The following is a 23529-nucleotide window of genomic DNA, read 5'->3' on the forward strand; positions in this document are numbered from 1 at the left end:
CCATTCACAGCTCCTTGCGGAGATCCCGGAGGATCTCCTTCGTGCGATGTGCCGTAGCGGCCTGCGCCGCCATGCGGTCCATGACCTCGAGGTGGGTCGCCACCTCTTCACGCGCGTCCAGGTAGACGGCGCCGGTCAGGTACTCGCTGTAGACCATGTCCGGCAGTTCGGGCATGGCGAATCGGAACAGCACGAACGGCCCGTACGTGCCGGGATGGGGCCCGCCGGCGAACGGGGCGATCTGCAGCGTCACGTTGGGCAGCTTCGTGGCCTCGAGCAACTTGTCGATCTGCGCACGCATCACCTCCGGGCCGCCGACCTGGCGGCGGAGCACGGTCTCGTCCATCACGGCCCACATCCGGGGCGCGTCCTTACGAGTGAGCAGTTCCTGCCGTCGCATGCGCAGGTCGACGTGGCGCTCTATGTCCTCGGGCTGGGTCTGCCCGACGGCCCCGGAGCGCAGCACGCCGCGTGCGTAGTCCTCGGTCTGGAGCAGTCCGGGGACGAAGTGGGGTTCGTAGCTGCGCATGAGGGAGGCCGCACCCTCCAGGCTGACGTACATCGAGAACCAGCCGGGCAGGATGTCGTGGAAGCGCTGCCACCAACCGGGCCGGTTGGCGTCCTCCGCCAGTTGCACGAAGGCGTCGGCCTCCTCGTCGGAGACGCCGTACTCCTTCAGCAGCATCTGGAGGTACGGGATCTTGAGCGCGACCTCGGCCATCTCCATGCGGCGGACGGTGGCGGGTGCGACACGGAGGATGCGGGCCGCTTCCTCACGCTTGAGTCCCGCGCGTTCCCGCAGGTCCAGCAGGCGCCGGCCGAGGACGACCTGTCCCACCGTCGGCGCGGACCGGGGTTCGCTCACACTCCACCTCCCTCGAACAAAAGCCGACAGCTCGGCGGCGCCACTCGGAGATCCGCTCGAAGATCCATCTCGTCCGAACTCACATTCGAACGAATCTTCGGCGATCCCAACTGGCGCCGCGCGAGGTGCTGTTGCGAGCAGTGTGCCACGCCCGTCCAGAACGTCACACCGCACTCTGCATTTTTCAGAGTGACACTTGCCAAGTGTTCACGGCGGGGCGATAGTGGCAAGCGTGATTCCGTCCGCGCCCTTAGGAACAGACGCCGCCGCAGGGTCCATCGGCCTCGGCGCCGCCTCGGTGTCCGACCCCTCGGGGTCCGTCGCCGAGCGCCGGTTCCGTTTCGAACTGGCCGCTCATCCGGGTTCCCCGGCTCAGGCCAGACGCCTGACGAGGGCACGGCTGACCGGCTGGTCGGTGTGCGAGGACACCTGTGACACAGCGGCTCTCGTCGTCTCCGAACTGGTCACCAACGCCATCGTGCACACGGCGAGCAGCCACATAGTCTGCGAGCTGCACGACGGTGGCGAGCTGGTGCGCATAGCCGTGCGCGACGAGGGGTGCGCGCCGGGCCAGCCGCGGGCGAACACCCGGCAGCAGCCGGAGGACGAGCACGGGAGGGGACTGCTCCTCGTCGACGCCCTGTGTCATTCGTGGGGCGCGCACGAGAACGGTCCCGGCCTGCTGGTCTGGGCCGACCTCCCCCGTACGGCGGACAGCGGTGACACCGGGCACGGTCCCGTGGAGCCCACCGACGACCTGGGTTGGGGCGCCCGCCCGAAGCCGGGCCCGCCCGGCACCCCGGACGACGACACCGCCAACGAGCCGGCCCACCCCCCGTCACTCCCTCCGCACCAGCGCACCCCCCACTCCCGGGGCCGGGCGTGACGGGCGGCGCACCCGGCACCCGCGTGCTGAGCCTGGACTCACTGGTGCGGATCCGGCGCGAACGGCAAGCTCCCGACGCCCCCGACGCCCGCACCCCCCGGCGGCTCCCCGTCCCCGACGGCATGACCGCGCCCATGGGCTGCGACGCGGTGGCGGTACCCGCCCGCTTCGGCCCGCTGGTGATGCCCCGGCTGCCCCGCGTGGGCTGCGTGTACGCCGATGACGCGTACTGGTGGTGGCTGGTCCCGTCCGATTCCGACTACGCCATGGAGTGGCCGGCCCCCGCCCACTACGCCGCCGGCGCGGTCCTCCCCGGCACCTCGGACGCCTCCGGCGCCCCGGACCTCCCCGGCCTGATCCACCGCCCCGACGGCACGCTCCCCTATACGCCGCCGATTCCGCTCTATCTCGCCCTGTGCCGTCTGACGGGAACGCCCCCCGCCTGGTCACGCCCCGTCACCGCGTAACCGGGCACCCCAGCCCGGTCACGCCGTGGCGTCGCCACCCCCGCCGTCCCCCCGGACGATCACCAGGAACATGTCGGTCGCGAGGTCCATGACAACCTCGGCGGGCAGACCCTCCAGGCGGCGCGCGTGGGCGAACTCCTCCGCCGGCCATGAGCCACGCGGTCCACCTGCGGGAAAGCGTTCGAGCACCGTTCGCCCGTTCACCCTGCCACCTCCATGCTGCGTTGTACTCGTAGAGTTAAACGCCAACCATGGGGTGAACGCCTCGCTCAGTGACGGTACTGAGACGTAGTTGACACCCGTTCACCGCCAAGTGTGATCGGACTCTCGGCCGATCGCACCAAAAGGTCACCCTCCGTACCGGCCGCCGCACCGATCGTGCCGTCAGGTGCCGTACTCCTGGATCCGCCGCCCATGGCTCCGGTCGACCAGCGCGGGCAGCCGCTCCCCCAGCTCCCGCACCACCTCGGGCACGTCGATCGTGAGCAGTTCCCGGTCCCGCATGAGGATCCGGCCGTCCACGATCGTCGTACGGACGTCGGCGGCGCGGGCGCTGTGCACCAGGGTCGCGGCGAGGTCGTGCACGGGCTGGGTGTGCGGCCCGGTGAGGTCGACGAGGACGAGGTCGGCGCGGCGGCCCGGCGCGATACTCCCGATACCGCCGGCACCGCCGCCGAGGCCGACCGCGCGGGCGCTCTGCAGGGTGGCGTGGTGCAGGGCCTGCCGGGAGGTCAGCCAGCGGGGGTCGCCCTCGGTGGACTTCTGGATCAGGGAGGTGAGCGCCATCGACTCCCACACGTCGAGGGAGTTGTTGGAGGCGGCCCCGTCGGTGGCGAGTCCGACCGGGACGCCGATGTCGCGCAGGGCCCGTACGGGTGTGGTGTGGGGCCAGGCGAACTTGAGGTAGCCGCGGGGCGCGGTGGCCACGGCCGTGCGGCCGCTTGCCCGCTCCAGCAGCGGCAGGTCGCTCTCGACGACGCCGGTGCCGTGGGCGATGAGCACGTCGGTGTCGAGGATGCCGGTGCGGTGCAGGACCTCGACGGGGGTGACGCCGTGCCGGGCGAGGCTGGCCTCGGTCTGGTCGCGGTTCTCGGCGGCGTGCAGATGCACGGGCAGCCCGTGCTCGTGCGCCAGCCGCGCGGTGGCGGCGAGGTCGGTGTCGTCGACGGTGTAGGGGGCGTGCGGGGCGAGGGCGGTGGTGATACGGCCGTCGGCGGCGCCCCGGTGCCGCAGCGCGAACGCCAGCGACCGCTCCCGCCCCTCGGCCCCCTGCGAGGAGAAGAACGCCTCCCCCAGCAGCGCCCGCATCCCGCACCCGTCGACGACGGCGGCGACCGCGTCCATGGCGAAGTAGTGGTCGGCGAAGCAGGTGACCCCGCCCCTGATCATCTCGGCGCAGGCGAGCAGCGCGCCCAGTTCGACGTCCCGCGCGGTGAGGTTGGACTCGACCGGCCAGACGACGTCGTTGAACCACTCCTCGGTCGGCAGGTCCTCGGCGAGGCCGCGCAGGGCGACCATCGGGGCGTGCGTGTGGCAGTTGATCAGACCGGGCAGCGCGACCTGCCCCCGGGCGTCGATCCACTCGCGGGCCGCCCGCCCCGCGACCGCCCCGGCACTGGTCACCTCCTCCACCGCCCCGCCCCGTACGACGATCGCCGCGTCCTGCGCGAACCCGATCCGTTCCCGGTCGTCGTGGGTGAGGACGGCGCAGCCGGTGACGACGAGGTCGGCCGGGCTCTCCGTGGCAGCGGGCGTCATCCCGTCAACGTACGACGAACCGGGTGCGCAGGACACACCCCGAAGGGCTGACTAGCCTGGCACTGTCCGACAACACACGCCCCACCGCACCCGGGAGGCGACATGACGTCCGACCGGCTCACCGGCCACAAGGAAGCGGCCCGCCGCTTCATCGAGGAGGACCGGCAGGGGGACCGCGTCGCCGAGTACGGCGAACTGTGCACCCCGGACTACGTCGAGCACGATCCGGCGATGCCCCGCGAGACGGTGGACCTGGCCGGGGCCCGGGAGACGTACCGGGCGGTGGCCGAGGCGTTCGGGCTCCGGCACTCGGTGGAGAGCATGGTGGCCGAGGGAGACCTGGTGGGCATCAGGTTCACGGTACGGGGACGGCACACCGGCGAGTTCCAGGGCATCCCCCCGACCGGCCGGACCTTCGAATCCACCGGCCACACCACCCTCCGCTTCCGCGACGGGAAGATCGCGGAGTCCTGGTTCAACTGGGACTTCGAGGGAATGAAGGAGCAGCTCACCCCCACTCCCGCGTGACGACGGCGGCGGCTCCCCGGCAGGACCGGCAGAACCGGCAGAACCGGCAGGACCGAACCCGGCGTTCCCTCACGAGGCTCCGGCCGTCGCCCGGAGCACCAGTCGGGACATCACCGCACCCGGCAGCGAGGGGTTGGCGGCCGCCGCCCCCGCGACCTGCCAGTCGTCGTCCAGCAGCTCGACGATCGTCCGCTCCGGCAGAGCGGGATGGCCGGCGGCCACGCGCCTGGCCCGTGCGTCCGCGAGACAGGGCAGCAGGGCCCGAGCCGTCGCGTTCCGGTGCCGGGCGATGTCACGCAAGGCCCTCCGTACCGCTCGTTGCGGGCGGGCCAGGTCCTCCAGCAGCGCGGACGGGGCGTCCGGATTGGCCGCCACGCCGACGACGACCCGGCCGCCGTGCCGGTCGGCCATGGCGCGCAGGCACGCTTCGGACAGGCCCGGGTGGGGCGCGACGGAGGCGACCACCTTCGCGTCGGGGTCGGCGGCCAGCGCGTCGCGGATCCCGGGCGGCAGATCGCGTCGCGCCGCCACGAGCATCCGCGCCCCGGGAACCGGCGACGCCGCCAGGCTCGCGATCTCCGCCGGTGAGGCGCCGGCGATCCGGGGCAGCAGGACCGGGCCGATCCTCGTGGCACCGGCCAGGTGCGTGAGCACGTCGAGCGGGACGTCCGGGTTGTGCGCCAGCCGGCGCCGCACGTCGTGACCGTTGTCGGTGGCCAGCACGCGCATCAGTGTCTCGTCGATCGCCGGATTCTCGGCGAGGGCGGCCCGGACACCGGGGACGGGGTCCTCGGCGAGACGCCGGAGGACGTGCGCCGGCAGGTCGGGACGGGCGGCCAGCGCGCCGCGCACCACCATCGAGGGGTGCTCGGCGAAGCGGAGGACCGCGTCGACCGGTGTGGCCGGATTGCACACCGCCCGCTGCCGCATGTCCCGCACGGTGGACTCGTGGGAGCCGTCGCAGGAGGCGCCCGGAGGCAGGTCGCAGTCGGTCCGCGGGCAGGACGGATCGTGGACGAACGGCGTCCGCTCCCGGTCGCAGACCAGGCACCGGCGCGCCGGGGGCGGTCCCGTGCCGTCGGCCGGCCCGGCCAGCACGGCCAGCACGGCCGGTGGGGTCTTCTCGTTGGCGGCCACCGCGCATCGGACCTCGGCGTGCGGATGCTCCGCGAACCGGGCGGCCGTGTCCGGCGCCGTCGTCCACAGGGCGAGCTCCGCCACGACCCGTATCTCCGGATCGGCGCCGAGCGTCGCCACCACGTCCGGCGGCAGGTCCGGACAGGCGGCCAGCTTCTCCCGGCGTTCCGGGTCCGGGTCCGACGCGAGCAGACGCGCCCACTCGGGCCTGCCGGCGCCCTGGTCGAGGAGGGCGAGCGCGGCGCGCGGCTGTACGAGGGGATCGACGTCGCAGGCCGTCAGCCGCCCCTCGTACGCGAGTCGCGCGGCGATCTCGTCACCGCGCGCCACCAGCGCGGTCGTCTGCGTCCTGCTGAGGTCGGCGCGTGCGGCGAGTTCCGCGGCGAGGTCGTCGTCCGCGATCTCGATCAGCCGGTCGACGAGGCCGGGCGGCAGGTTCGGGTTCGCGGCGAGCCCGCGCAGCACATGGTCCACCGGGCCATCATGACCGGGCCACGCGCGCGGGGCCCGCGGTTTTCGGCTCCGTCCGGCACCGGCCCGCCGGACTCCTTCCGGACCCGAGCTCCGGAACCACGCGGTCGGTCGTCTCTCACCCGTCACCGCACGGCGCGGGCGTGGCCCGGCGTGAGCCGGACCACGGCGTCCCCTCGCGCCCGTACGCGGGCCGTGAGTTCGGTCAGATGCCGGATGTGGTGGGGGTCGAGGTGGCCGGTGTCGTCGAGGTGGACGGCGCAGGCGGTGATGGTGTCGACGAGGAGTTCGAGGGTGGCGGCGGTCTCGTCGGTGCCGTGCGCGTGGCGGGCGAGCGGGGGGAGTTCGGCGGAGGCGAGGGCGATGGCCGTACGGGCTTCGGCGAGGGTGCGGTAGGCCTCGCGGCGCAGGGCCCAGCGGGTGGCGCGGTCGTCGGGGGCGCCGAGTACGTGGTCGAGGTAGGCCTGGGCGGCACCGGCCGCCTCCGCGAGCCGGGCGCGGATGGCGGCGCCGCCGCGCTGTCCCGGCAGCGGGAGGTGGCCTGCGACGAGCACGACGGCGCAGGCCAGCAGGGTTTCGCCGATGCGGCCGACGGAGGCCTGGGGTTCGCCGCCGGCCATCACCAGGGCGAGGACGAGCACGGTGACGACGGCGGTCTGCGCGGCGAAGTGCCGGGCGGCGACGGGGATCAGCGCGCCGCTGACCGCGACCAGCGCGACGAGTCCTTCCGGGCGGGGCAGCACGGCGGCGAACCCGGCGAACAGGAGCGCCCCGAGGACGGTTCCGGCGGCCCGGGACAGGACGCGGGAGGCGAGGGGTCCGAGGTCGGGTTTGACGAGGAAGACGGCGGTGGCGGGCAGCCAGTACCAGTGTTCGTGCTGCCCGTACCAGCGGGTGTGGTGCAGGGCCTGGGCGAGGGCGGCGCTCACCCCGAAGCAGAGGGCGACCCGCGTTCCGTACTCCCGGCCGCGGGCGCCGAGGACGGTCCGCAGTGCGGCGGTCCGGGAGCGGACGCGGCTGTGCAGGTCGTCGCCGTCGCCCCGGTCGAAGGCCTCGGCGGCGCGCAGGAGGGCGTCGTCGAGGGCGCGCAGGGCGGGGACGGTCCGGGAGGGGGCGGGCAACTGGCCGGTGGGGGTGTCGCCGCGTACGGCGGTGGCGAGGCGCCGGGGTCCTTCGGCGGCGCGGGCCGGTACGGGGTCCCCGGCCCAGGCGAGCGCGGTGGCGGCCTCGGCGAGCGGGAGGGCGGCGGCGTACTGGGCGTGCAGCCGGCGTTCGGCGGCGGAGGAGGCGTAGCGCCGCAGCCGGGGTCCGGCGAGCGCGTCCTGTGCGTGGTCGAGGGCGGCGGTGAGGGCGGCGCGCCGGGCGAGGGCCGACTCCGTTCCGGCGGCGTCGAGCAGCGCGGCGACGGCGTCGTACACCCCGGCGACGGCGTCCCGTTCCCCGTCGAACCGGAAGGCGAGCCGGGAGCTGAGCCGGGAGTCGGACCGGAAACCGGACCGGGAGTCTTTGGCGAGCGAGCCCGGTGTGGGCAGCGCGAGCCGCAGCAGGAGCAGCCAGGCCGCGCCGGCGAGGAAGGCGAGGGCCCGCTGCCAGCCCGGTTCGGGCAGCGGCATCCCGGCGCCGACGGCGGCGCCGACCAGGAGTTGCGTGCCGACGGAGGAGCCGACGGGCCCGAGGGCGCTGATCCCGCCGGCGACGAGACCGAGGCCGGTCAGCAGCAGGGTGAGCAGGACGGCGGGGACGTGGTCCCCCGCGTACGTCCCGACGACCAGCCCGGCCGCTCCCGCGAGCGCGGGCCCGCCGATCCGTCCGACCGAGGCCCGTCGGCTCCCCGGCCGGTCGTTGATCCCGGCGAACATGGCGCCGATGGCGGCGACGACGCCGAGCGTGGGCCGTCCGGCGAGGACGGCCGCGAGCAGCAGCGGGCCGCCGCCCAGCGCGCCCCGCGCGACCGCGCTCCACGGGACCGGTCCGCGCTGGGCGCGCAGGGCGTGGGCCAGCCACGGGGGTACGGCACGGGTCACGGGGCTCCAGTCGTCGCGTCGGGGGCGGGGCATGCTCGCGGGCGACGGTGACCGGGCAGGAGGAGACGTGCCTTCCACGGTAATCGGTGTGGTGGAAGGGGAGCGAACGGCCGTGTTTCCGTGATGTGACGATGCGGGTGGGAGCGGTCCGGCGCCCCGTGGCCTCGGTCGGCGGTCACGGGCGGGGCTCCGTCCACCGCCGGAACCGGCCGGCCGACCGCCCCTCCGGCCGCCCGGACCCGCCGCTGCCGTGTCCGGACCGGCCTCCGAAAAGGTCCCGGAAGAGGTTCCGGACCCTGGGCCGTCGGCCGGACGGACTTCCGCCCAGGTCTGGACGGGTGCCGGGCACACCGTGACCGGCCGTGTCCGAAAGCCCGGCAACCTTTCGGGCCGCTGTGACGACCACCGGGTCGGAAACGTGTGTTCTCCCCGCACCTCGTAAAGGACTCCTCCGTGGCATCCCCCTCCCACCGCCGTCCGCGCGGCAAGCGGCGCGGTCTCCTGGTCCCGGCCGTGGCCGTGGCCGTCGTCGGGCTCCTCGTATCGCTGGTCGTCGCCTTCGCCCGGGACGGCGGGTCCGACACCGTACGGTCCACGGGCACGTCCGCCACCGGTGCCGGCGCCGGCACCCGGCCGAGCGCCTCGCCCACGGCGGCCGAGGGGACACCGGAGACGAAGCCGTCCACCGTGTCCCCGACCCCTGAGCCCTCCCCGACGACCCCGTCGGCCCGGCCCTCGCGCGGCGCCACCCCCACGACCGCCCCGCGCCCGGCCTCCGGCGGGGCACCCCTGGCGGGACGGATCGTGCCCGGGACCGCCTACAGCGGAGTCGCCACCCACTACGACGCCGGGGACGGCGACGGTGCCTGCCTGTACGGTCCGAGCCCCGACCGCATGACCGCGGCGATGAACACCACCGACTACGAGACGTCCAAGGCGTGCGGTGCGTACGTTCTGGTCCGCACGGCCGGTGGCGCCTCCGTGACGGTCCGGATCACCAACGAGTGCCCCGCGCCCTGCGCTCCGGGACAGCTCGACCTGAGCAGGGAGGCCTTCGCCGAGCTGGCCGGGCTGTCCGCCGGGAAGATCCCGGTCACCTGGAGCCTCCTCAGCCCCGGCACGTCCGACACCGTCTCGGTCCGCTACAAGACCGGCTCCAGCAGCCACTGGTGCGGCATCCAGGCGATCGGCCACCGCAATCCGCTGGCCCGCCTCGAGGTCGCCACCGGATCCGGATGGCAGCGGCTGACCCGGACCGAGTACAACTACTTCCTCTCCCCCGACGGCACCGGCTGCGGCGGCAAGCTGAGGCTCACCGACATCTACGGCCAAGAGCTGACCGTCGACGGCATCCCCGTACGCCCGGACGCCGTGCAGCCGACGCGCGTCCAGTTCGCCCGGCACTGACGGCACCCGGCCGGGACGTGCCGCTGTTCACACGGGAGTCAACGCAGTACCGCTTCGCACAGCGCCTCGGTGTCGGTGACGGCCGCGGTGAGCGACTCCGGGGTGGCTCGCATCCCGGCGATGATGTCGTCCACGTGCCGGAGACCCGCGCGGTGGAGCAGTCCCTTCTCGTTGGTGACCCACTCCCCGCGCGCCGCCGTCACCGCGTGTGCGGTGCAGGTCGCGGCCACCGCGATGGCGCCCGCGACCTGGGTGAGGGCGCCCTTGGGAGCGTGGCCGGCCTTCGCGTAGGCCAGGGTGGCGGTGGCCACGCCGGACCAGTGGGGCGGGGCGCTGTCGCGGAGCGCCGGCGGGTAGGTGTCCGGGCGGGGCACTTCTCCCCGGAGTACCCGGTTGATGGCGAGTTCGGCGACGATCAGGTACGTCGGGATGCCGACCAGGTGGAACATCAGCGGCTCGACGCGGAAGCGGCCCGCTTGCGCCTCCGCCAGTTCGTGTTCGGCGCTGTCCAGGTCGCGGTAGTGGACGTCGACCCGGCGCCCGTCGATGGTCAGCCAGGCGCCGCCGTTGAAGACGCCGCCCCAGTCGCCGATGCCGCAGACCTCGCCCTCCCAGCCGACCGCGCGCAGGTCGTCCGGGTCGAAGGAGCCCCGGTAGTAGAGCGCCATGTCCCAGTCGCTCTCGGGCCGGTCGGTGCCCTGGGCGCGTGAGCCGCCGAGGGTGACGGCCCGGACGCCGGGGAGGCCCGCGAGGCGGTCGGCCGTGCGGTCGAGGAAGGCTTGGTCCGGGAGGGCGGACGGCACGGGGGCTCCTGGTGGGGATCGGTGTGCGGGCGGGGCGTCGGGCAGGGTACGTGGCGACGGCCGAGGGGGCGAACGAAATACGGATGCGGTGGCTCGCCGTGTCGAGCAGGATCGAGGGTCGTCCGTCCCTCCTTGGATACATGGAGTCCGCGTGATCAGCCGCGTCACCGTCCCCACCCTCTTCCCGCCGCCCGCCTACTCCCACGCCTCCGTCGTCGAGGCGGGGACCAGGCTGGCGTTCCTCGCCGGGTCGGTTCCGCTGGACGCCGAGGGGAAGCTGGTCGGTGAGGGTGATCCGGTGGGGCAGGCCCGGCAGGTGATCGCCAACCTCGAGGAGCAGTTGCGGGCCGTGGGCTCCGGCCTGGGTCACGTCGTCGCGACGGACGTGTACGTCGTGAGCGGCGAGCCCGCGGTGCTCTCCGCCGTGTGGGACGTGGTGGAGGCGTCCGGACTGAGCGCGGGGCCCCACTCGTCGACCCTGATCGGTGTGGCCTGTCTCGGGTATGCCGGGCAGCTCGTGGAGATCACAGCGACGGCGGTCGTGCCGGACACCGGCGCCGGCTCGTGAAGAACAGCGACCGGACGGTACGTCTGCGCCGGGCCCTGCCCTCCGACGCCGAGGCCGCGGCCGGTGTCTGGCTGCGGTCCTTCGCCGCCGCGCTGCCGGGCGTGGTCCGGCCCCGGTCCGACGACGAGGTGCGGGATTACTTCCGGCACGTGCTCATACCCGTGCGGGAGACGTGGGTGGCGGAGGCGGCGGGCGAGGACGTGGTCGGTGTGATGGTGCTGGAGGGCGAGGAACTGGACCAGCTCTACCTCGCCCCCGAGTGGCGTGGGCACGGGATCGGTGACCGGTTCGTCGCGCTGGCCAAGGAACGCAGCCCCGGAGGGCTCGCGCTGTGGACCTTCCAGGTCAACGCGCCCGCGCACCGCTTCTACGAGCGGCACGGCTTCGCGGCCGTGCGGTGGACGGACGGCTCCGGGAACGAGGAGCGGGAGCCGGACGTGCGGTACGTGTGGCGGCCGTAGGCGGCCGTCACTCGGTCAGTGCCGCCAGTTCCGCGTCGGCGCGCTCGGTGACCAGGGCGAGGACGCGGCCCGCGGCAGCCAGGTCCTCGGCGGGTATCCCGCCCCAGATGCGGGCGGTGACGGGGGCGGTCTGCGCGCCGACGGCGGCGGTCAGCTCGCGCCCCGCCTCCGTGGGGCGCAGGTGCGCGCCGTCCGCGACGAGCAGTCGCCTGTCCAGCAGTACGTCGATGGCGGCGCGGATGTCGGCAGGGTCGGCCTTGACGTCGCCACGGACCTGGCCGACCAGGTCGTCAGGGGTCCGCGGGACGTCGGCGGTGAGGGCGGCACGCAGGGTGAGCTGCTGCTGGAACGTGAGGCCGTGCAGGGCGAGGAAGTGCTCCAGGACGCCGCGGGCGGCGTAGTGGGCCCGGCCGAGGGCGCGGGCGTCGGCGACGGGTGCGGTGGTGGTCATGGTGGTGTCCCCTTGGTTCTCTCGTCGGTCGGTGCGGAGGATGGTGCGAGAGGTACGTCGAGCAGGGCCGTCAGTTCGTCGGTGAACGCGCGGGTCCGTGGGGCGTCCAGGCCGCCGAGGGGCTCCAGCAGTTGCCGGAGCAGGTTCTGGACCACCTCGATGGCCTGTCGCGTGACGGCCTGTCCCTGTTCGGTGAGGGCGAGCTGTACGGCGCGCGGGTCGCGGGGGTCGCGGGCACGGTCGATCAGGCCGGCCGCCTCCAGGGTGCGGGCCAGCTTCGAGACGTACAGCGCTTCCATGCCGGTGTGGTCGGCCAGTTGGCGCTGGCTGGGGCGGTCGCCGGTGCGGTGCATGCCGTACAGCGACGCGACCAGGGAGTACTGGGCGTGGGTGAGGCCCAGGGGGGCGACCGCGCGGTCGACCGCGACGCGCCATTTGTTGGCGAGGCGCCATACCAGGAAGCCGGGGGTGGGGCCCGGGGAACCCTTGCTCATGGCAGATACAGTACATGGCTACTATGTACATGGCTACCATTTCCGGGCGATCACGCCAGTGCCCCGTGACCCGGTTCAGCGGCCACGGGGCACTGCGGCGCTCTTCGCCCTACGCGGTGTGCCGGGCGGCGAACCCGATGAACTCCGCCCACGCCTCCGGCGTAAGGCCGACCATGGGGCCGGCCTCGTGCTTCGAGTCGCGCACGTACAGGGCGCCGCTTCCCGTAGCCACCTCAACGCACTGGCCACCATCGCCAGCGCTGTAACTGCTCTTGAACCACGCCAAGTCATCGACGTGGGGCCTGGCCTTGTCCCCGCTCATCTCTCTCCCAGCAACTTCTCGATCAACGCAAGCGAGTCTGTCGGAGTGAGGGCCTGCGCGCGAAGGATCCCGTACGTGCGCTCAAGACCTCGTACCTTCTGACGCTCCGTGTGGACACGGCTGTCACCTTGGACCTCCGTGTAGGCGATCCTCCGCTCATCCCTGGTCTCCATCAAGGTGAACGGGCCAGCCAGTCCCGCGTGTTCCTGGCGAGAGAGCGGCATCACCTGAATCACCACGTTGCGCTTCTCCGCGATCAGCATGAGGTGCTCCAACTGCCCCCGCCAGGCCGCCTTGCCGCCGATCGGGCGGAGCAGGACACTCTCCTCGATCACGAAGCCGAGGTGCGGAGTGGGGCGCTTGGTGAAGATCTCCTGCCGCGCCAGCCGCGCCGCAACACGCTCCTCGATGATCGCCTCGTCCAAGAGCGGCTGCCACATGGCGAACACCGCTCGGGCGTACTCCTCCGTCTGAAGCAGGCCGTTGACCAGGTGGGTGTCGTACAGGTGGATTTCAACCGCCTCACCCTCCAACCTGGCCGCATCCCGAAAGAACGCCGGATACTGAGCCCGCGCCACCTCCTCCTTCCCCGCCTTCAGCAACCCACCCGCGTCCAGCAGTTCATCCGCGTTGTCGATGAACTTGGGCGGCGGGATCCGCCTCCCCTGCTCGAAGCTCGCGATCGTCGACGCGGAGTACCCCACCCTGCTCCCCAGGGTCGCCCGATCCAGCCCCGCCCGCTCCCTGCACAGCTTCAACTGCCGTCCGAAGACGTGCAGAATGCCCGCGCCGGCCTCCTGCTCCTGCCCGTCCACCTGCTGCCGCTGTTCCTCCACGCCCGGCACCTCCCGTACGTACTCGCCGAACACCCCGCTCAGTCGTCGCGCACGCAACCAACCCGCCCTGTGAAGCCCCGTCACGGTCCACCCCGTGTACAAGGCCCACGACATCGGCGTACAGCGACCGCCGGTCAGTGCGTCACGCCTGTTCAACGTTACGCACGGTTCGCCACCGTTACCCCATGAAGTCAGCGACTCCCCCGCAAAGGCGTACGCCCCAGGCGACCCGCACGTTCGCGATGCAGTTCACCTCGACCCCGCGAGGCGCCCGCCTGGCCCGCCGGCTGGTCTCGCACCGCCTGCACGCCTGGGGCCACGTCTACACCTCACCGGCGAACGAGACACTCACCCTGATCGCCGCCGAACTCACCGCGAACGCGGTCCGGCACGGACACGTACCGGGCCGCGACTTCCACGTCGGCCTCACCGAGGCCGAGGACGGCACGCTGCGCATCGAGGTGTCGGACACCCGCACGGAGCGAGGACCGGCCCCCGGAACGCCGGCCCCGGACGGCGAGTCGGGCCGGGGCCTGCTCCTGGTGGACGCCCTCGCCGACGACTGGGGCGTACTGCCCCGCCCCACGGGCCCCGGCAAGACCGTATGGGCGCAGTGCGCCCCGTGACGGCCGTCCGGAGAACCCGGACCCCGAAGCCGCAGGCCGCCTAGGACCCCTTCGGCGCCGCGAGCCGTTCGCCCGCGCAGGTGGCGCGGCCGTAGGTGCCCGACGCGGTGGCGCTCTGGACGTGGGCGCCGCGGACGGCGAGGGCGCAGCGCGCCCGTCCGCCCTCGCCGTCGAGGACGATGCTGATGGTGGGCGGCTGGCCCAGCGGCACCTGGACGGTCTTCTCCCAGGGCAGTTCGATGTCCTTCTCGACGGTCGCCTTGCCCTCCTCGCTGCGGGCGAGGTAGCTGACGTCGACGTCGCCCTCGCCGGTGATCCGGTACGTCACGGCGGCCGTCGGTGTCCTCGGCCGCTCCGGGCGGGAGTCGCTCCCGGTGCCGAGGACGCCGTACAGGACGAAGCCCAGGCAGACGACGAGGATCGCGCCGGCGGCGACGAAGCCCGCCCGGTCGCCGCCCCGGCGCTTGTCGGTCGATTCTCCGGCCGGGGCGTCCTTTTCCGTTGTTTCCGCCGTGCTTTCGGTCGTCGACATGGGTCCGGCTTTCGTCGGGCGCAATTTCCGCGCGTGCTTCCGGTACGGAACCGGGCGGTTATACACCATGCGGAATATGCGGCGCCACCGAGAAGACAAACGGGGGCGAAGCAACCGCGTCCAGGGGCTTCAATGACCCCAAATGTCCGATCGCTTGACATGCCGTCAGCCAACTGGTCAATAATCCGGCCGCCGTTCGGAATTCTCCGTGACGGCTCGTTCGGCGCGCCCTTTTCGCGTACGGCGGGACAAGGGCCGCCGTTGTCGAAAGGTCATGACGTGAAGGTGCCGTACAGGAGATATCTCTCCTGTCTGGTGGCGGCGGCGATAGCGGGAACGCTCTTGCCGCAGGTCGCGTACGCGGCCTCGCCGTCGGAGCCCGGAAAGGGCGATGAAAAGGGGTTCTTCGACACCGTCACCGACTGGTTCGGGGACGATGGCGAGAAGAACCCCGAACCCCCGTCGTACGGTGAGCGTGGAATCGCGGACCGGCAGAAACTGCCCAAGGGAAAGAACGCGCCGAAGGCGAAGCGGGTCAAGGAGCTGACCGGGCGGCGGACGGCGAACGCCCGGTACTGGCGGATGTCCGACGGCCGTACCGAGGTGGAACTGTCGGCGGTGCCGACGTCCTACCGGGACGGTACGGGCGGGAAGGCCGAGTGGAAGCCGATCGACACGTCGGTCGAGGCGTCGGGGACGAAGGGCTTCGACTTCGCGAACACGACGAACACGCTGCACAGCCGGTTCGGTTCGGACGCCGGGAAGCTGCTGCGGGTGGAGGCCGGTGAGGGCCGGTCGGTGACGATGGGCCTGGCCGGCGCGGACGCGCTGAAGCCGACGGCCGAGGGCAGCACGGTCACGTACGAGGACGCGGTCGACGGCGCGGACCTCGCCTACGAGGTGGGTGCCGGGCGCGTCAAGGAGAACATCGTCCTGGACGAACGGCCCTCCGGGCCGGTGAAGTTCACGTTCACGCTGGACGTGGACGGGCTGACGCCGAAGCAGGGCGAGGACGGTTCGATCCGCTTCTTCGGCGAGTCCGCGGACCCCGTGCTGGTGATCCCGGCCGGGTTCATGACGGACTCGAAGAAGGACGCCTCGTCGCCGTACGGCACCGCGTACAGCACCGAGGTGGAGCAGCGGCTCGCCAAGGCCGGGGACGGCTGGACGCTGACCGTCACGCCGGACGCGAAGTGGCTGGCCGCGAAGGAACGCCGGTACCCCGTCACGGTCGACCCGACGATCGAGATCGCGCCGACGCCGACGACGGCGCAGGACGTGATGATCTCCTCGGACGGTCCGGCGTCGAACTACGACGACAACTGGCGGCTGTCGGTCGGCAACACCACCTCCGGCTCCTCACGCGCCCTGCTGCGGTTCCCGCTGTCCGGGATACCGGCCGGGACGCGCGTGGACTCGGCGGACCTGAAGCTGTACTACGACCAGACGCACACCACCTCCGGTGACGAGGTGCGTCTTGAGGCGCACCGGGCCACCCAGGAGTGGAGCGAGGCGACGGCCACCTGGAACAGCGCCCAGGGCATCACCGGTGAGCTGTCCGGCACGTCCGTCGTCGTCGACGACGGGGAGACGGGCCGCACCGCGGCGGTGGGTTCGTGGCCTCCCTCGGGGAACACCACGTACACGCAGCACGCGGTCGACCAGGACTACCTGTACAACAAGGACTCGGTGGCGGGTGACACGTACACCTGGCAGCCGAGCCTGCCGGAGGACGGCACCTACCAGGTCGACGTGCACAGCGTGCCCGCCGTCGACCGGGCGACCGACGCGCCGTACACGGTGACGTACTCGGGCGGGTCGAAACAGTACACCGTCGACCAGAGCGCCGGTACCGGCGGTGTGTGGAAGTCGCTGGGCTCGCACCCGTTCAAGGCGGGCACGGTCGGCAAGGTCGTCCTGGGGGACGCCCCGGCCTCGACGTCGACCGCGGTCGTCGCGGACGCCGTGCGCTTCACCAAGGGCGGGACCGTCACCAAGAAGCCGGGCGAGGTGAGCACCTGGCACTCGTTCCCGGTGACGAAGACCGTCCAGCAGTGGATCGACGGCACCCACGACAACCACGGCTTCGTGGTCAAGGCCGGGGACGAGAGCGCCGACGCCCCCAAGGGCGGCCCCCGCTACGAGGGCAGCGAGTTCGGCTACGGCGGCGAGGCGGCCAACTACCCGCGCCTGGTGCTGACCTTCGGGCGGCAGGGCGTGGCCCTCGACTCCCCGTCCGTGATCCACGCGACGGGCGCGGAGCTGCACTGGCCCGACTACCAGGACCCGGACGCCGGCTCCACCGGCGACGACCTGGCCGAGTACCAGGTCCACCGCTCGGTCTACCAGTCGTTCACGCCGTCGGCGGCGACGCTGGTGGCCCCCGTGGACGGGTCGGCGAACACCTTCACCGACACCACGGCGGTGCCCACCCCGGCGGACAACGCCGACCCGTTCGGCCGCGCCTACTACTACATGGTCGCGGTGAAGACGAAGGACGGGCAGGTCATCGGCTCGCCCACCCAGCTCGTGCGGCTGCCGAAGGCGGGCCGCACCACGAAGGTGATCACGGCCGGCCAGGACACCACCCTGTCCTCCGCGCAGCCGACGGCCGCCCACGACTCGTTCGACGAGTACGGGCCGCAGCCGTGGCTGACGGTCGGCAACAACTCCACCACCTACGGCGACACCCGTACCCTGCTGGACTTCGGCGACCTCGGTGTCCCCGCGTCCTCGCGCGTCCTTCAGGCCACGGTCCGCCTCTGGGGCACCCAGTCGACGCGGAGCGCCGAGGGAGCGGTCTACGAACTGCGCCCGCTCACCCGGGACTTCGACGAGAGCGCGACCTGGAACAAGGCCACCTCCGCCACCGCCTGGACCACGCCCGGCGGTGACGTCGGCGCGGCGGTCTCCGACGTCGGCGCGATGAGCAACGACCCGGCCCGCCACGACTGGGACGTCACCTCCCTGGCCCAGGGCTGGGTGACCGACCCGGCCGGCGGGCACGGGGTCGCCATCCGGACGGCCGACGAGACCGCCGCGCAGGAGCGCTCGGTCTTCCTGTCCTCGGAGGCGCCCGAGCAGCGGCTGCGGCCCAAGCTCGTCGTCACCTACGTGGACGAGACCCCGGAGTCGACGTACTACGCGCCGGGCACGCCGGCCCGGATGACGCCCAACTCCACCTACACCGTCGACGTCACCCTCACCAACACCACCGACCAGCAGTGGACGGTGGCCGGTCACGAGCTGACCTACCGGTGGTCCCTGCCGGACGGCACGGACGCCACGACCGGCGGCAACCAGGTCCGCACCGCGCTGCCGCACGACCTCGCCCCCGGTGCCTCCGTCACCGTCCCCGCGCAGGTCAAGACGCCGATCAACTCCGACTCCGGCAACAAGCGCACCGAGTACACGCTGACCTGGGAGGTCCAGGACACGGCCGGTACGGCGGCGGAGGTCGCCGGCCTCACCCAGCACGTGGCCGTGGAGGACCCGACCTCCAACCAGCTCGGCCTGGAGAAGTTCTACTCCTACACCGGCAAGAACACCGGCGCCGGCTCCACGGTGATGAACAACCTGGCGGCCGGGAACAGCGTGTGGTCGTACAACGCGTTCACCAACCCCGGCCGGGGTCTGAGCACGTTCTTCCGGGTGGCGTACAACTCGCTGGACACCTCGGACACGGTGTCCGGACACGGCTGGTCGTTCCAGGCGTCGGGCCCGGTCCGGCTGGGCGCGCCACTGGACTTCCACCCCAACCCGCACCCCACCGAGATCCGCCTCCCGGACGGCGACGGCACCACGCACGTCTTCCGCAAGCAGGACGACGGCACGTGGAAGGCCCCGGCGGGCGTCCACTACCAGGTGTCGATGAAGCCGGGCCTGGACTGCACCCCGGCCAAGGACCCGGTCCCGGACGCCTGGACGCTCACCCGCCCCGACGGCACCCGCTTCCTCTTCGGCTGCGACGGCTACCTGACGTCCGCGGTCGACAAGAACGGCAACACGCAGACGTTCACGTACGAGGAGCGCAAGTCCAACAACAAGCCGACCAAGTTCCTCCGGTACATCACCGACCCGGCCGGCCGGCAGTCGCTCACCGTCGACTACTACGACAAGGCCGAGGCGACCTCACCGAAGATCGAGGACCACATCCAGTCGGTCACCGACATCTCGGGCCGCAAGCTCACGTTCGAGTACTCGGACAAGGGCCTGCTGACCAAGATGACCGACGGCGCGGGCTCGGCCCAGCCGAAGGTGTTCGCCTTCACCTACGACGCCACGCAGGGCAACAAGAACGTCAAACTGGTCCAGGCCGATGACCCGCGGGGCAACGGCACGAAGCTGGCGTACAACGAGCCGTCGGCCGGGGACGACCCGAAGTACCACTGGTGGACGAAGACCATCACCGACCGCCTGGACGGGGCGACCGGGTTCACGTACGCGGCGAACGCGTCGAACCCGAAGTTCACCGACGCCAAGGTGACGGACGCGGAGTCGCACACCACCTCCTACGTGGCGGACGACTTCGGCCGCCCGGTGCAGACGACGAACGCCAAGTCCCAGACCACGAAGATGGCGTGGGACGCGGACAACAACGTCACCTACCTGGAAGAAGCCAACGGCGCCAAGACGGCCTACTGCTACGACCAGAAGACCGGCTACCCGCTCTGGTCGCGCGACGCCGAGAACAACAAGTCCGGTGTCCCGGACGCCTCGGAATGCGCTCCGGGCACCTACCCGGCCGACTCACAGCGGTACAGCTACCAGACCCGCGCCGACGGCTACGCGGCCGACCTGTCCACCAAGACCTCCCCGGAGGGCCGCACGTGGCAGTTCGGCTATGACGCCTTCGGCAACCTGAAGACGGTCACCGACCCCAAGGGCGTCGCGACGGCGACGGCGGACGACTACACGACGTCGTACGAGTACGACTCCCACGGTCAGACGACCAGGACGACCGACGCCAACGGCAACCCGACGATGTACGGCGGGTTCGGCCCGACCGGCTACCCGGCGACGATCACCAATGCGCTGGCCCACTCCACGAAGTTCGTCTACGACGAGCGCGGCCAGGTGACCAAGGTCGTCGACGCCGAGGAGAAGGTGACCACGCAGACGTACGACACGTTCGGCCGCCCGCTGGTCGGCACGGTGCCCAAGGAGCAGGACAAGGGTGATCTGATCACCACGCCCGCTCCGGAGTACGACGCCAACGACAACATCGTCGTGTCCACGGCTCCCAACGGGGCGGTGTCGACGGCGGTGTACGACGACGCGGACCAGATCACCTCGGCGACCGCGCCGAAGGACACCGATACGTCGGACGAGCGCAGGAGCACCTACGCCTACGACAAGGTCGGCAACCTCAGGGCGACGACCGAGCCGAAGGGCGCGCTGACCACGTCGGACGCGACGGACTACGTCACGACGAACCACTACGACGAGATCTACCAGCTCACCTCCGTGGTCAACGCGGACGGCGACAGGATCAGTTACGAGTACGACGACGTCGGCAACGCCACCCAGGTCATCGACCCGAAGAAGAACGCGACGGCCGACACGGCCGACTACACCACCAAGACCGTCTACGACCTGAACCACCGCATCACCGCGGTCACGGACGCCGCGGGCAACACCACCGAGCGGACCTACGACAAGGACTCGCTGGTCACGTCGACCACGGACGCGGAGAACAACACCACGCTCATCGACCACGACGAGCGCGGCAGGACCACCGAGGTCAAGGTCCCGCACAGCGGCACCACGACGATCACCTACCGCACGACCCGGTACGAGTACGACGAGGTCGGCAACACCACCAAGGTGATCACCCCGCGGGCCGTCGAGGCCGGCACGACCACGGCGTTCACCGCCCGCACCGAGTACGACGCGCTGAACCGGCCGGTCAGGCAGTACCAGCCCTACGACCCGGCGGACACCCGCCACAACGACCCGAACGTGTACACGGAGACCGTGTACGACGAGGTCGGCCGGGTGGCGAAGACCTCGCTGCCGCCTTCCGAGGGACAGACGGTCCGCAACGACACGGCGTACGAGTACTTCGACAACGGCTGGGTGCGGTCGTCCACGGACCCGTGGTCCATCGCCACCACGTACGACTACAACGACCTGGGCCAGCAGACGGCCAGGACCCTGACGTCGGCGGGCGGTTCCTCCAACCGCACCATGACGTGGTCCTACTTCCCCGACGGCAAGCTGAGGTCCAAGTCGGACGACGGTGTGCCGGTGGGCAGGTCGGTGGTCCTGGTGGACAACTCCGACACCCAGCACACCACCTCCACCGGCACCTGGACGAAGGGAGACACCGCCGGCCAGCAGGGCTACGACCACCGCACCCACGCCGCCGGCACGGGCACGGACGCCTTCACGTGGACGCTGAACATCCCCGAGGACGGTACGTACACCGCGTACGTGAAGTACCCGGAGGTGACCGGCGCCGCCACGGCCGCCACGTACACGCTCACCCACGGCACAACCACCGAACCGTCGGTCACCAAGGACCAGACGGCCGGCCCCGGCTCCTGGGTCGGCCTCGGCGACTACGCCCTCAAGCGGGGCGAGGACACCGAGCTGAAGCTGGAGCAGAGTGGCACGGGCATCGTGGTCGCGGACGCGGTCAAGCTCGTCCGTGACAACTCGGCCGACACCGACGACGAGAAGAAGACCTTCACCTACGCCTACGACGTCAACGGCAACCTGACGTCGATCGACGACACCTCCTCCGGGGCGCGGATCGACGCGTACACCGTCGCGTACACGGGCCTCAACCAGGTCCAGAAGGTCACGGAGTCGCTGTCCGGCGCGGAGAAGAAGGCGACGTCGTACACCTACGACGCCAACGGACAGCCGGAGACGGTCACCCACCCCAGCCAGTACTCCAAGTACACCTACGACCTGCGCGAGCTGGTCAAGACGGTGTCGGTCGGCAGGACGGCGACGGACACCGACCCGAAGGTGACGTCGTACACGTACACCGACCGGGGCCAGAAGCTGAGGGAGACCAAGGCCAACGACAACACCGTCGACCACACCTACTACCTCGACGGTGCCCTGAAGTCGACGGTCGAGAAGAAGGCGGACGGCACCACGCTGGTCGCCTCCCACACCTACGCCTACGACGCCAACGGCAACAAGGCGCAGGACGTCGCGAAGAAGATGAACGCCGACAACCACGCGGCGTACCTCGACTCCACGACCGACTACTCCTACGACCCGGCCAACCGGCTCATCAAGTCGGTCAAGACGGGCAACGGCGCCGGCACGGAGACCTACGTCCACGACGACAACGCCAACGTCGTCAGCCAGACGGTCAAGGGCACCAGCACCACCTACCGCTACGACCGCAACCGCCTCCTGACCGCGACGACCTCCGGTGTCACGGCCGACTACAACTACGATCCGTTCGGCCGCCAGGAATCGGTGACGGCCCAGGGCAAGGTCATCTCCCGGAGCGTGTACGACGGCTTCGACCACGTCGTGGAGTCCCAGAAGATGGACGACACCGGCGCGATGAAGTCCACCACGTACACCTTCGACCCGCTGGACCGCACCACGTCGAAGACGGCGGACGGCAAGACCACCGACTTCACCTACCTCGGCCTGTCCGGTGAGGTGCTGAACGAGGAGGTCGCCGGCGAGCTGACCAAGTCGTACCAGTACAGCCCCTGGGGCGAACGCCTGTCGCAGGTCAAGCACAACGCGGACGGCACGACCGAGGACGGCTACTACGGCTACAACGGCCACACCGACGTCGAGACGCTCACGGACGACACCGGCGACACGAAGGCGACGTACGGCTACACGGCCTACGGCTCCGACGACGAGTCCGAGTTCACCGGCATCGACAAGCCCGACACGACCGATCCCACCAAGGAGGCCTACAACCCCTACCGCTACAACGCGAAGCGGTGGGACGCCCGGTCCGGCACCTACGACATGGGCTTCCGCGACTACGACCCGGGCCTCAACCGCTTCACCACCCGGGACATGTACAACGGCGCCCTCGCCGACATGAGCCTCGGCACCGACCCGTACACCGGCAACCGCTACGCCTTCACCGGCGGCAACCCGGTCAGCTACGTGGAACTCGACGGCCACATGCCCGCGCCGATCGACGGCGGTGGCAGCAGCACTCCGCCCCCCACCGGTGGATGCGGGACGCCGGGCTTCATCGGACCGTGCCCGGTAGCAGCCGTCGCTCCCACGGTGCAGAACCCCGATCTGCAAAAGGTGCTCACCTCGGAAATCTACATAAAGGCCGGCAGCGTTCCCGCCGTCGGAACCGGAAAGGTGAGCGAGGCCGTCGTCAACGAGCTCAAGACAGGTCAGCCGACCAAGAACCTGTGGCATCTGGCCGACGCCGCCGGTTCGCTCCGGCAGCTTCAGAAGCTGCTCGAAGAGGACCGTAAGAGCAAGAACAAACTGCTGAGCGACAGCGACCGGAAGATCGCCCTGAACGAAGCCAAGGAAATCTGGGACGCGTTCGACACGCCTGACTCGACCGGCAAGATCGCGCAGTTGATGAACGACAACCCGGAAATCGGCAGGGCGGTGCAGTCAGCGCTGAAGCGCACCGCCGAGTCCGCGTCCATGGCATCGGTGACAGGTGGGCAGTTCTATGAGGACCCCCGCGGGTTCAAGGCCCCCCGGCTGACGAACAAGCCGAAGATGCCGCGTATCCTGGGCGTGGCAGGGGGAGTTCTCACCGTTGGCCAGGCTCCGTCGTATGTCCGAACGTACGGGTGGGGTCGTGGTGCCTGGGAGATGTTCAAGGACATAGTGGACCCCTTCGGGGTCTCCGATCCCCAGTACCAACCGAGCGTCGCATGACCTCGGTGCAGGAAACCGCACCCGAGTGACGTCCAGAGCC

Annotated in this window: 19 protein-coding genes; 8 read left to right on the top strand and 11 right to left on the bottom strand. The window is 71.2% G+C overall.

Annotated elements, in window-relative coordinates; all coding sequences use genetic code 11:
• Positions 1-4 precede the first annotated feature (4 nt).
• Positions 5-865 (bottom strand): helix-turn-helix domain-containing protein, encoded by an 861-nt coding sequence (locus ACZ62B_RS28395; protein WP_344555736.1) that lies wholly within the window; start codon positions 863-865, stop codon positions 5-7.
• A gap of 232 nt (positions 866-1097) precedes the next feature.
• On the opposite strand from ACZ62B_RS28395, the gene ACZ62B_RS28400 reads away from it, so the two are divergent.
• Positions 1098-1751 (top strand): ATP-binding protein, encoded by a 654-nt coding sequence (locus ACZ62B_RS28400; protein WP_382054197.1) that lies wholly within the window; start codon positions 1098-1100, stop codon positions 1749-1751.
• Entirely contained in the window at positions 1748-2218 is a 471-nt protein-coding gene (locus tag ACZ62B_RS28405) for a hypothetical protein (RefSeq protein WP_468721338.1), read from the top strand. Before ACZ62B_RS28400 ends, ACZ62B_RS28405 begins: the two co-directional genes overlap by 4 nt.
• Positions 2219-2236: 18 nt before the next feature.
• Here the strand turns inward: ACZ62B_RS28405 and ACZ62B_RS28410 are convergent, their stop codons facing one another.
• Together ACZ62B_RS28410 and ACZ62B_RS28415 are read right to left on the bottom strand one after the other, a co-directional pair.
• Entirely contained in the window at positions 2237-2422 is a 186-nt protein-coding gene (locus tag ACZ62B_RS28410; RefSeq protein ID WP_073937149.1) for a hypothetical protein, read from the bottom strand.
• A gap of 180 nt (positions 2423-2602) precedes the next feature.
• A complete protein-coding gene (locus ACZ62B_RS28415; RefSeq protein WP_344555743.1) occupies positions 2603-3976 on the bottom strand; it encodes an amidohydrolase in 1374 nt (457 codons plus the stop codon).
• Between the two features lie 102 nt (positions 3977-4078).
• Between ACZ62B_RS28415 and ACZ62B_RS28420 the strand changes: the two genes are divergently transcribed.
• Positions 4079-4504: an ester cyclase gene (locus ACZ62B_RS28420; protein ID WP_344555745.1), complete on the top strand. Its 426-nt coding sequence runs from the start codon at positions 4079-4081 to the stop codon at positions 4502-4504.
• A 69-nt stretch (positions 4505-4573) separates the two neighbouring features.
• On the opposite strand, the gene ACZ62B_RS28425 is transcribed toward ACZ62B_RS28420, so the two are convergent.
• A complete protein-coding gene (locus tag ACZ62B_RS28425) occupies positions 4574-6115 on the bottom strand; it encodes a hypothetical protein (RefSeq protein WP_469692569.1) in 1542 nt (513 codons plus the stop codon).
• Between the two features lie 122 nt (positions 6116-6237).
• A complete protein-coding gene (locus ACZ62B_RS28430) occupies positions 6238-8169 on the bottom strand; it encodes an FUSC family protein (protein ID WP_344555747.1) in 1932 nt (643 codons plus the stop codon).
• Positions 8170-8589: 420 nt separating this feature from the next.
• Between ACZ62B_RS28430 and ACZ62B_RS28435 the strand changes: the two genes are divergently transcribed.
• The gene (locus ACZ62B_RS28435) at positions 8590-9543 is read left to right on the top strand and encodes an expansin EXLX1 family cellulose-binding protein (RefSeq protein WP_344555749.1); all 954 of its coding nucleotides are present in this window, start codon (positions 8590-8592) and stop codon (positions 9541-9543) included.
• A 38-nt stretch (positions 9544-9581) separates the two neighbouring features.
• Here ACZ62B_RS28435 and ACZ62B_RS28440 read toward each other — a convergent pair whose 3' ends face one another.
• Positions 9582-10346 carry a nucleotidyltransferase domain-containing protein gene (locus tag ACZ62B_RS28440; RefSeq protein ID WP_344555751.1) on the bottom strand — a complete coding sequence of 255 codons (765 nt, stop codon included), beginning with the start codon at positions 10344-10346 and terminating at the stop codon, positions 9582-9584.
• 151 nt (positions 10347-10497) lie between these two features.
• On the opposite strand from ACZ62B_RS28440, the gene ACZ62B_RS28445 reads away from it, so the two are divergent.
• Both ACZ62B_RS28445 and ACZ62B_RS28450 read left to right on the top strand, forming a co-directional pair.
• Positions 10498-10914, top strand: coding sequence for a RidA family protein (locus tag ACZ62B_RS28445; protein ID WP_468721329.1), 417 nt, complete (start codon positions 10498-10500; stop codon positions 10912-10914).
• Positions 10911-11375, top strand: a complete 465-nt coding sequence (locus ACZ62B_RS28450) for a GNAT family N-acetyltransferase (RefSeq protein ID WP_344555755.1) — start codon at positions 10911-10913, stop codon at positions 11373-11375. Before ACZ62B_RS28445 ends, ACZ62B_RS28450 begins: the two co-directional genes overlap by 4 nt.
• A 7-nt stretch (positions 11376-11382) precedes the next feature.
• Here ACZ62B_RS28450 and ACZ62B_RS28455 read toward each other — a convergent pair whose 3' ends face one another.
• The 4 genes from ACZ62B_RS28455 to ACZ62B_RS28470 form a co-directional block, all read right to left on the bottom strand.
• Positions 11383-11826, bottom strand: coding sequence for a MarR family transcriptional regulator (locus ACZ62B_RS28455; RefSeq protein ID WP_468884245.1), 444 nt, complete (start codon positions 11824-11826; stop codon positions 11383-11385).
• A complete protein-coding gene (locus tag ACZ62B_RS28460) occupies positions 11823-12320 on the bottom strand; it encodes a MarR family winged helix-turn-helix transcriptional regulator (RefSeq protein ID WP_344555759.1) in 498 nt (165 codons plus the stop codon). Before ACZ62B_RS28460 ends, ACZ62B_RS28455 begins: the two co-directional genes overlap by 4 nt.
• Before the next feature lie 109 nt (positions 12321-12429).
• A complete protein-coding gene (locus tag ACZ62B_RS28465) occupies positions 12430-12642 on the bottom strand; it encodes a DUF397 domain-containing protein (protein ID WP_344555761.1) in 213 nt (70 codons plus the stop codon).
• Positions 12639-13478 carry a helix-turn-helix domain-containing protein gene (locus ACZ62B_RS28470; protein WP_344555763.1) on the bottom strand — a complete coding sequence of 280 codons (840 nt, stop codon included), beginning with the start codon at positions 13476-13478 and terminating at the stop codon, positions 12639-12641. The genes ACZ62B_RS28465 and ACZ62B_RS28470 overlap by 4 nt, the downstream gene beginning before the upstream one ends.
• Before the next feature lie 185 nt (positions 13479-13663).
• Here ACZ62B_RS28470 and ACZ62B_RS28475 point away from each other — a divergent pair, with 185 nt between their 5' ends.
• Positions 13664-14104, top strand: coding sequence for an ATP-binding protein (locus tag ACZ62B_RS28475; RefSeq protein ID WP_468884241.1), 441 nt, complete (start codon positions 13664-13666; stop codon positions 14102-14104).
• A 40-nt stretch (positions 14105-14144) separates the two neighbouring features.
• On the opposite strand, the gene ACZ62B_RS28480 is transcribed toward ACZ62B_RS28475, so the two are convergent.
• A complete protein-coding gene (locus ACZ62B_RS28480) occupies positions 14145-14636 on the bottom strand; it encodes a hypothetical protein (protein WP_469692575.1) in 492 nt (163 codons plus the stop codon).
• A 279-nt stretch (positions 14637-14915) separates the two neighbouring features.
• Here ACZ62B_RS28480 and ACZ62B_RS28485 point away from each other — a divergent pair, with 279 nt between their 5' ends.
• The gene (locus ACZ62B_RS28485) at positions 14916-23489 is read left to right on the top strand and encodes a golvesin C-terminal-like domain-containing protein (protein WP_469692577.1); all 8574 of its coding nucleotides are present in this window, start codon (positions 14916-14918) and stop codon (positions 23487-23489) included.
• The last annotated feature ends 40 nt before the right edge of the window (positions 23490-23529 follow it).

The organism is Streptomyces sp. NPDC053426, assembly GCF_055585405.1.

Excerpts from the sequence above, each read along its gene's own strand:
- ACZ62B_RS28415 (WP_344555743.1), bottom strand. The coding sequence starts at position 3,976 with ATGACGCCCGCTGCCACGGAGAGCCCGGCCGACCTCGTCGTCACCGGC.
- ACZ62B_RS28420 (WP_344555745.1), top strand. The coding sequence starts at position 4,079 with ATGACGTCCGACCGGCTCACCGGCCACAAGGAAGCGGCCCGCCGCTTC.
- ACZ62B_RS28430 (WP_344555747.1), bottom strand. The coding sequence starts at position 8,169 with ATGCCCCGCCCCCGACGCGACGACTGGAGCCCCGTGACCCGTGCCGTA.
- ACZ62B_RS28455 (WP_468884245.1), bottom strand. The coding sequence starts at position 11,826 with ATGACCACCACCGCACCCGTCGCCGACGCCCGCGCCCTCGGCCGGGCC.
- ACZ62B_RS28460 (WP_344555759.1), bottom strand. The coding sequence starts at position 12,320 with ATGAGCAAGGGTTCCCCGGGCCCCACCCCCGGCTTCCTGGTATGGCGC.
- ACZ62B_RS28465 (WP_344555761.1), bottom strand. The coding sequence starts at position 12,642 with ATGAGCGGGGACAAGGCCAGGCCCCACGTCGATGACTTGGCGTGGTTC.
- ACZ62B_RS28475 (WP_468884241.1), top strand. The coding sequence starts at position 13,664 with ATGAAGTCAGCGACTCCCCCGCAAAGGCGTACGCCCCAGGCGACCCGC.
- ACZ62B_RS28480 (WP_469692575.1), bottom strand. The coding sequence starts at position 14,636 with ATGTCGACGACCGAAAGCACGGCGGAAACAACGGAAAAGGACGCCCCG.